Source organism: Bacillus sp. XT-4 (genome assembly GCF_050864245.1).
Lineage (GTDB): Bacteria > Bacillota > Bacilli > Bacillales > Bacillaceae > Bacillus > Bacillus altitudinis.
This window is the reverse complement of the sequence record NZ_JBPAFI010000003.1, coordinates 452,224-458,223: the sequence shown is the minus strand read 5'-3', so window position 1 is coordinate 458,223 and position 6,000 is coordinate 452,224. Positions and strand designations below refer to the sequence as shown.

Annotated in this window: 7 protein-coding genes; all 7 read right to left on the bottom strand. The window is 42.4% G+C overall.

The annotated features are described in order from the left end of the window. Positions 1-105: 105 nt before the first annotated feature. Positions 106-849 carry an arylamine N-acetyltransferase family protein gene (locus ACRRMM_RS12105; protein ID WP_428828629.1) on the bottom strand — a complete coding sequence of 248 codons (744 nt, stop codon included), beginning with the start codon at positions 847-849 and terminating at the stop codon, positions 106-108. A gap of 38 nt (positions 850-887) precedes the next feature. Further along, positions 888-1,145 carry an HPr family phosphocarrier protein gene (locus ACRRMM_RS12100; protein ID WP_008348124.1) on the bottom strand — a complete coding sequence of 86 codons (258 nt, stop codon included), beginning with the start codon at positions 1,143-1,145 and terminating at the stop codon, positions 888-890. A 26-nt stretch (positions 1,146-1,171) separates the two neighbouring features. After that, complete coding sequence (whiA, locus tag ACRRMM_RS12095) at positions 1,172-2,122, bottom strand: DNA-binding protein WhiA (protein ID WP_008348125.1); 951 nt, start codon at positions 2,120-2,122, stop codon at positions 1,172-1,174. 17 nt (positions 2,123-2,139) lie between these two features. Beyond that, on the bottom strand, positions 2,140-3,099 hold the full coding sequence (locus tag ACRRMM_RS12090; RefSeq protein WP_008348128.1) for a gluconeogenesis factor YvcK family protein: 960 nt from the start codon (positions 3,097-3,099) through the stop codon (positions 2,140-2,142). Beyond that, positions 3,100-3,987, bottom strand: a complete 888-nt coding sequence (gene rapZ / locus ACRRMM_RS12085) for an RNase adapter RapZ (protein ID WP_171465804.1) — start codon at positions 3,985-3,987, stop codon at positions 3,100-3,102. It lies immediately after the preceding gene. Positions 3,988-4,026: 39 nt separating this feature from the next. Further along, the gene (locus tag ACRRMM_RS12080) at positions 4,027-4,491 is read right to left on the bottom strand and encodes an 8-oxo-dGTP diphosphatase (RefSeq protein WP_008348133.1); all 465 of its coding nucleotides are present in this window, start codon (positions 4,489-4,491) and stop codon (positions 4,027-4,029) included. A 357-nt stretch (positions 4,492-4,848) separates the two neighbouring features. Next, the gene (trxB, locus tag ACRRMM_RS12075) at positions 4,849-5,799 is read right to left on the bottom strand and encodes a thioredoxin-disulfide reductase (RefSeq protein WP_024719880.1); all 951 of its coding nucleotides are present in this window, start codon (positions 5,797-5,799) and stop codon (positions 4,849-4,851) included. Positions 5,800-6,000: the final 201 nt, after the last annotated feature.

The window sequence follows — 6,000 nt, the reverse complement described above, 5'->3', positions numbered from 1 at the left end:
CGATACAATATCGAACTCATGCCTCGAAAGCTGTCTCATAAAAAAACCGCGTCTAAATTTAGGGGGTCACTTCACAGTCAAAAGGGCTGTCTTTTTTCATATTGTTCACGGAAGCAGTTTTTGTACATACTCCTCAAACGGTTGTGAGAGTGGTTTCTTCGATACTTCGTCCTGTTCATGTATCGTGACATGATCCTCTGTCACGATCACACGACCTGTTGGTGTCAGTTTGGATGCAAGCGGTCTTTTGTTAAAAGGAGAGGCTTCATTTTCATAAATCTCATGCCTCAATTGCACAAGTTTATCTTCACCGACTTCTTTCAATGTGAAAGCATAACCTGTTTCAGCACCCGCTCCCCTATCCAATTGGAGTAGATGGGTTCCTTTTTCTGTTTCCTCTGCGTTCACGCGAAAACGAAGGAACGGTGCTTCCACCCATTCACCTGTAAAAGGGACGGGCTGAAGGGGTAAATTCACACCAAATCCTGCATCAATGAGGTAGCGCTCATGGTGATGTTGAAGGACGATGGCTACATGCGTCCCATCCAGTGCCCACTTCTCTGCTTCTTTGTTATATACGGTCCCTTGAACGAGCTGTACAGCGAGACCTGCCTCATTTAAGACATAATATAAGAGCGGATTGAGGTCATAGCAAAGCCCCCCTCTGCTGCCTTCCAGAAGATGATGCTTCAAACCTTCTTGATCCAAAGCATAAGCGTGTTTACCCACCACAGATCTATTTTCAAAAGGAAAGGTATAAGCCATCTTCCTTAGTAAATCAGGCAATTGATCAAACGTAATGGACACGGCTTCGTATCCAATTTTCTGTAAAAAGGCTGATTGAATCACAACTTTCCCTCCTAAAAAAACTGAGCCCTTGAAGAGACTCAGTTTTCTTGATTGATAAAATCCGTTAACGCATCGATGGCTTCTTGTTCATCTGCTCCATCAGCTATTAGTTTGACGGTGACCCCAGAGCTGATCGCAAGACTCATCAGTCCCATAATACTCTTCGCATTGACCTTTTTTCCATCTTTCTCTAGAAAAATATCAGCACCAAAACGATTGGCTTCTTGAACGAACAAAGCAGCCGGACGTGCCTGCAAACCCGTTTTCAGCTGAATTGTGACCGTTTTTTCCACCATATGATCTGCCTCCCTTTTTTATTTCCCTATTTGAGTGTAACAGCTTGTCCGTTTCTTAATTGTTCTGCAATTTGATCTAGCTTTCTTAAACGGTGATTAATGCCTGATTTGCTGATCTTGCCGCTTTCCACCATTTCGCCAAGTTCCTTTAGTGTGACTTCTTGGTAGTCAATACGCAGTTGCGCAATTTCACGCAGCTTATCTGGCAGGGCGTCTAGTCCAATCTTTTCATCAATGAATTGAATATTTTCAACTTGGCGTAGTGAGGCACCGATCGTTTTATTCAAGTTTGCTGTTTCACAATTGACGAGCCGGTTCACAGAATTCCTCATATCTCGGACGATGCGCACGTCTTCAAAACGAAGCAATGAGTTATGAGCACCCACAACACTTAAGAATTCCGTAATTTTCTCCGCTTCCTTCATGTATGTGATAAAGCCTTTTTTGCGTTCAAGTGTTTTACTATTTAGATGGAATTGATTCATGAGCTCACAAAGGGCATCATTATGTTCTTTGTATAGTGAAAAAATCTCAAGGTGATACGAAGAGGTTTCTGGATTATTCACAGAACCTCCTGCTAAAAAAGCACCTCTCATATAGGAACGCTTGCAGCATCTTTTCTTCACAAGTTCTTCTGAAATGTTGCGTTCAAATACAAATTGTTCCCCTAATATCTTTAGGTCCTCTAAAATGGTTTTCGCTCGTTCTACCAGTCTGACAATATACACATTATTCTTTTTTAATCTCATTTTTTTACGAACGAGCAGCTCGACAGTCACATCGTATTTCTTTTTCAAAAGGGTATAAATACGTCTTGCAATGGCTGCGTTCTCTGTCTGTATATCTAAAATCAATTTTCGATTAGAAAAAGATAATGAACCGTTCATACGGATGAGGGCAGAAAGCTCTGCTTTTGTGCAGCAGTCCTTCACTTCCAGATTAGTCAGCTCTTTTTTTGTTTCGGATGCAAATGACATCCTTGCCACCCCCATTCCTATTTTTTCTGATGCAGCAAATCGACAAGCAGCGCAGCTACTTTCAGCGTATCATGACGAATCACATGCTGGTCATATGTAATAATTTCCCCAGGGATGACTTCTAGTCCCATGGCTTTGAGTACATCTGTGTCGAACTGTACAGGCTGCGCCTGTTCTTCTGCATATTTTGCTTTGATTTCTTCTGGAATTTCTTTATTGTTCACAAATATCGTATCGATAAATGGTCGGTCCATATGATCGTTTAATGCCTGCACATGATCAGCTGCACTGTAGGAAAGCGTTTCCCCCGGCTGTGTCATGACATTGCAAATATAGACTTTTTTCGCCTTAGAACGAATCACTTCTTCGCCAATATGCGGTACAAGCAAGTTTGGCAAGATACTTGTATACAAGCTGCCAGGTCCAAGGACGATCAAGTCGGCTTCACGAATGACTTGAATCGATTCTGGGAGCGGCTCAATCGTATCGGGTGTGAGGAACACTCGTTTAATTCGCTCACCATAGGTTGGGATTTTTGATTCTCCTGTTACCACTTGCCCGTTTTCTAATTCCGCATGAAGAACAACACTTGAATTCGCTGCTGGCAATACTTTTCCTCTCACATTTAAGACCTTGCTCATTTCTGTGACGGCATGAAAAAAATCACCGGTTATATTCGTCATAGCCGCAAGAATGAGATTGCCGAGAGAGTGGCCTGTTAAGTCATTCCCTTTATTAAAACGGTGCTGAAATAAATCTTCTACAAGCGGTTCGACATCAGAGAGTGCCGCAAGTACATTTCGAATATCGCCTGGAGGCGGAATATTCAAATCATGTCGCAGTCTGCCTGAGCTGCCTCCATCATCAGCAACCGTTACAATAGCGGTAATATCCACTGGCTTTGTTTTTAGCCCTCTGAGCAAAACAGATAAGCCAGTGCCCCCGCCAAGAATGACCACCTTTGGAAGTGTCGTCATCTATTTTCTGCTTCTCTTTTCAATGTCCCGGTGAGTGACATGAGTATAGTAGTCATTTTTAAAATACTCCGATAAGTAGTTCGCTAGCGTCACTGATCGGTGCTGTCCGCCTGTACAGCCAATAGCGATCACCAGCTGACTTTTCCCTTCTCGTTTATAGGACGGAAGCATAAAGCTGAGAAGGTCAATTAGTTTCTCTGTGAATTTTTGTGTCTCGCTCCATTTCATGACATAGGAGCGTACTTCTTCATCATTTCCGGTCTGTGGACGCATACTCTCAATATAGTAAGGATTCGGCAGGAATCTCACATCAAATACAAGATCAGCATCAATTGGCAGACCGTATTTAAAACCGAAGGACATCACATTCACTGTAAACACCTGCCCTTGGCTTGTGGCAAAGTGTGCGACAATTTTTTCTCGAAGCTGTTTCGGTTTTAAATCCGATGTATCAAAAATCATTTGAGCCCGGCCTTTTAACTCCTCTAACAGCTCACGCTCCATAGCAATTCCTTCGAGCGGCAAACCTGTTGTAGCAAGGGGATGAGAACGTCTCGTTTCTTTGTATCTTGAGACAAGTACCTTATCGTTTGCATCTAAGAATAATATTCTTGGTGTGATCCAACCAAGATCACTCATTTCATCTAAGGCTGCAATTAAGCTATCAAAGAATTCACGTCCGCGCAAATCCATCACAAGGGCCACCTTGCTCATCTTTGAATTGGATTCCTTCATGAGTTCTAGAAACTTCGGTAAAAGTGATGGCGGTAAGTTATCCACACAAAAGTAACCTAAGTCTTCAAAGCTTTGGATGGCAACGGTTTTCCCCGCACCTGACATCCCTGTAATAATCACAAGCTGAATATCATCTTGTTTGTGCGTATTCATGCCTGCTCCCTCTCCTTCTTTATGAAAACGGTTCATTTATTAGTCTCCTTGAGGATCTAATCGATAAGCAATCAGCTCAAAATCTGGTGTATACGTAAAAGTGCCGTGGAGAAGTCCTTTCCCTTTCAACATGAAGTCAAGAATATGGGAATCTCCTGGAGCCATCGGCAAGCTGGGCACATCTTTTACATCATGCCATTTTAAAATGCCTTCCTCCGACTCTGATACGTTTTTTCCTGTAAAGGAATCTGCCATAAAGGTGAACATCATCCACTCTTGAACGATTTGATCGCCTTCTTTTATGATAAAGGTAAACACGCCTTTTAGCTGCGGATTTAAAATATAAATGCCTGTTTCTTCTCTAAATTCTCGAACGACTGAATCCTTGACCGATTCTCCGCTCTCCATTTTGCCGCCAGGTGCTACCCACCAGCCTCGTCTTGGCTTTTGCAGCAAGAGAACTTGATCTTCGTGATGCAGCACACAATTGGTTACTCGTTGCATCAGCTGTCACCTACTCTTTTATGTCTTTTTCTTATTATACAGGTTCATCATGACTCCCACAATGAACATGCCCGTTCTTCACTGAAAACAGACAGGTTTTCGTATGAATATGGTGACGGGCACTTTATCTATTCTTTATTTTACAACATGTAACGGTTCTCCATGCGTCATTTGTGAACATCTCGTGAATTTCTGATTTTAAGCAAAAAAAAGGACACGGATTCACATCCGTGCCAAACATGTATTCCTTATAAAAGGGGGTCAATTACTAGTTTTATCATAACGGATAATTATTTCACCCGTGTTACATTCCAGTTAAAAGCCCGTGACGCAATATTAAGGATTTACGACAGCTGTTTATTTCATTGCTTTTAGCTTTTCAGCAAGCTCTTCTACATAATGCTGTGCACTCTGTGCTGCAATACTTCCATCACCTGTTGCTGTGACGATTTGACGAAGTGTTTTCTCGCGAATGTCTCCAGCTGCGAAGATTCCTTCAACTTTTGTTTCCATTCTTTCGTTCGTCTCAATGTAGCCCTCTGCATTTGTAATCCCTAGATTTTCAAATGGTTTAGACAGCGGCAGCATACCGATGTAGATAAAGACGCCATCTGTTTTGAAGTCTTCTTCCTCACCTGTCACGGTATCAATTAATGTCACACTGCCGACTTTCCCGTTTTCTTCATTGATTTCTTTAACGGTTTTGTTCCACATAAAGTCGATTTTTTCATTATCAAATGCACGTGCTTGTAAGATGCTTTGGGCACGTAGTTTGTCGCGTCTATGGACAATAGTGACTTTAGACGCAAAGCGAGTGAGGTAAACACCCTCTTCTACTGCTGAGTCTCCTCCGCCAATCACGACAAGCTCTTTGTTTTTAAAGAAGGCTCCATCACATACCGCGCAGTATGATACGCCGCGGCCGCCAAGTTCTTTTTCGCCTGGTGCACCGATTTTTTTGTATTCAGCACCTGCCGCAATAATGACAGAGCGTCCTTTGTATTCTTTGGAACCAGCTTTGACGATTTTGTACTCTTCACCATCTACAATTTCTTTAATATCGCCATACGCATACTCGGCACCGAATTTCTTTGCATGCTCAAACATTTTATTTGAAAGTTCCGGCCCTAAGATGCTTTCAAAGCCCGGATAGTTCTCGACATCTTCCGTATTCGCCATTTGGCCGCCTGGAATTCCTCTTTCAATCATCAGTGTTGAAAGATTTCCCCGTGATGTATAAACAGCGGCTGTCATTCCGGCAGGACCCGCTCCAATGATGATCGTATCGTAGATTTTTTCTTCTGACACAACTGTCACTCCCTCTTCAATTGCTGCTAGCATTTCTTATTAGAATGCCCTTGGGTGATGCTTCCATTCATGACAGAGAGCATCATTTCCACTCTTAGCTTTTATTCCTTACCCATATCCTATTAAATCTGCGGGTAATAAGCGAATCATTTGCTCATATCTTCAAAAAAAGAAAAAGCTTCCTTAAACTGCTGTTTAAGG

Bases quoted from the DNA above. Each gene is read 5' to 3' on its own strand.
- ACRRMM_RS12080 (WP_008348133.1), bottom strand. From the start codon at position 4,491: ATGCAACGAGTAACCAATTGTGTGCTGCATCACGAAGATCAAGTTCTC.
- ACRRMM_RS12090 (WP_008348128.1), bottom strand. From the start codon at position 3,099: ATGACGACACTTCCAAAGGTGGTCATTCTTGGCGGGGGCACTGGCTTA.
- whiA (WP_008348125.1), bottom strand. From the start codon at position 2,122: ATGTCATTTGCATCCGAAACAAAAAAAGAGCTGACTAATCTGGAAGTG.
- ACRRMM_RS12100 (WP_008348124.1), bottom strand. From the start codon at position 1,145: ATGGTGGAAAAAACGGTCACAATTCAGCTGAAAACGGGTTTGCAGGCA.
- rapZ (WP_171465804.1), bottom strand. From the start codon at position 3,987: ATGAATACGCACAAACAAGATGATATTCAGCTTGTGATTATTACAGGG.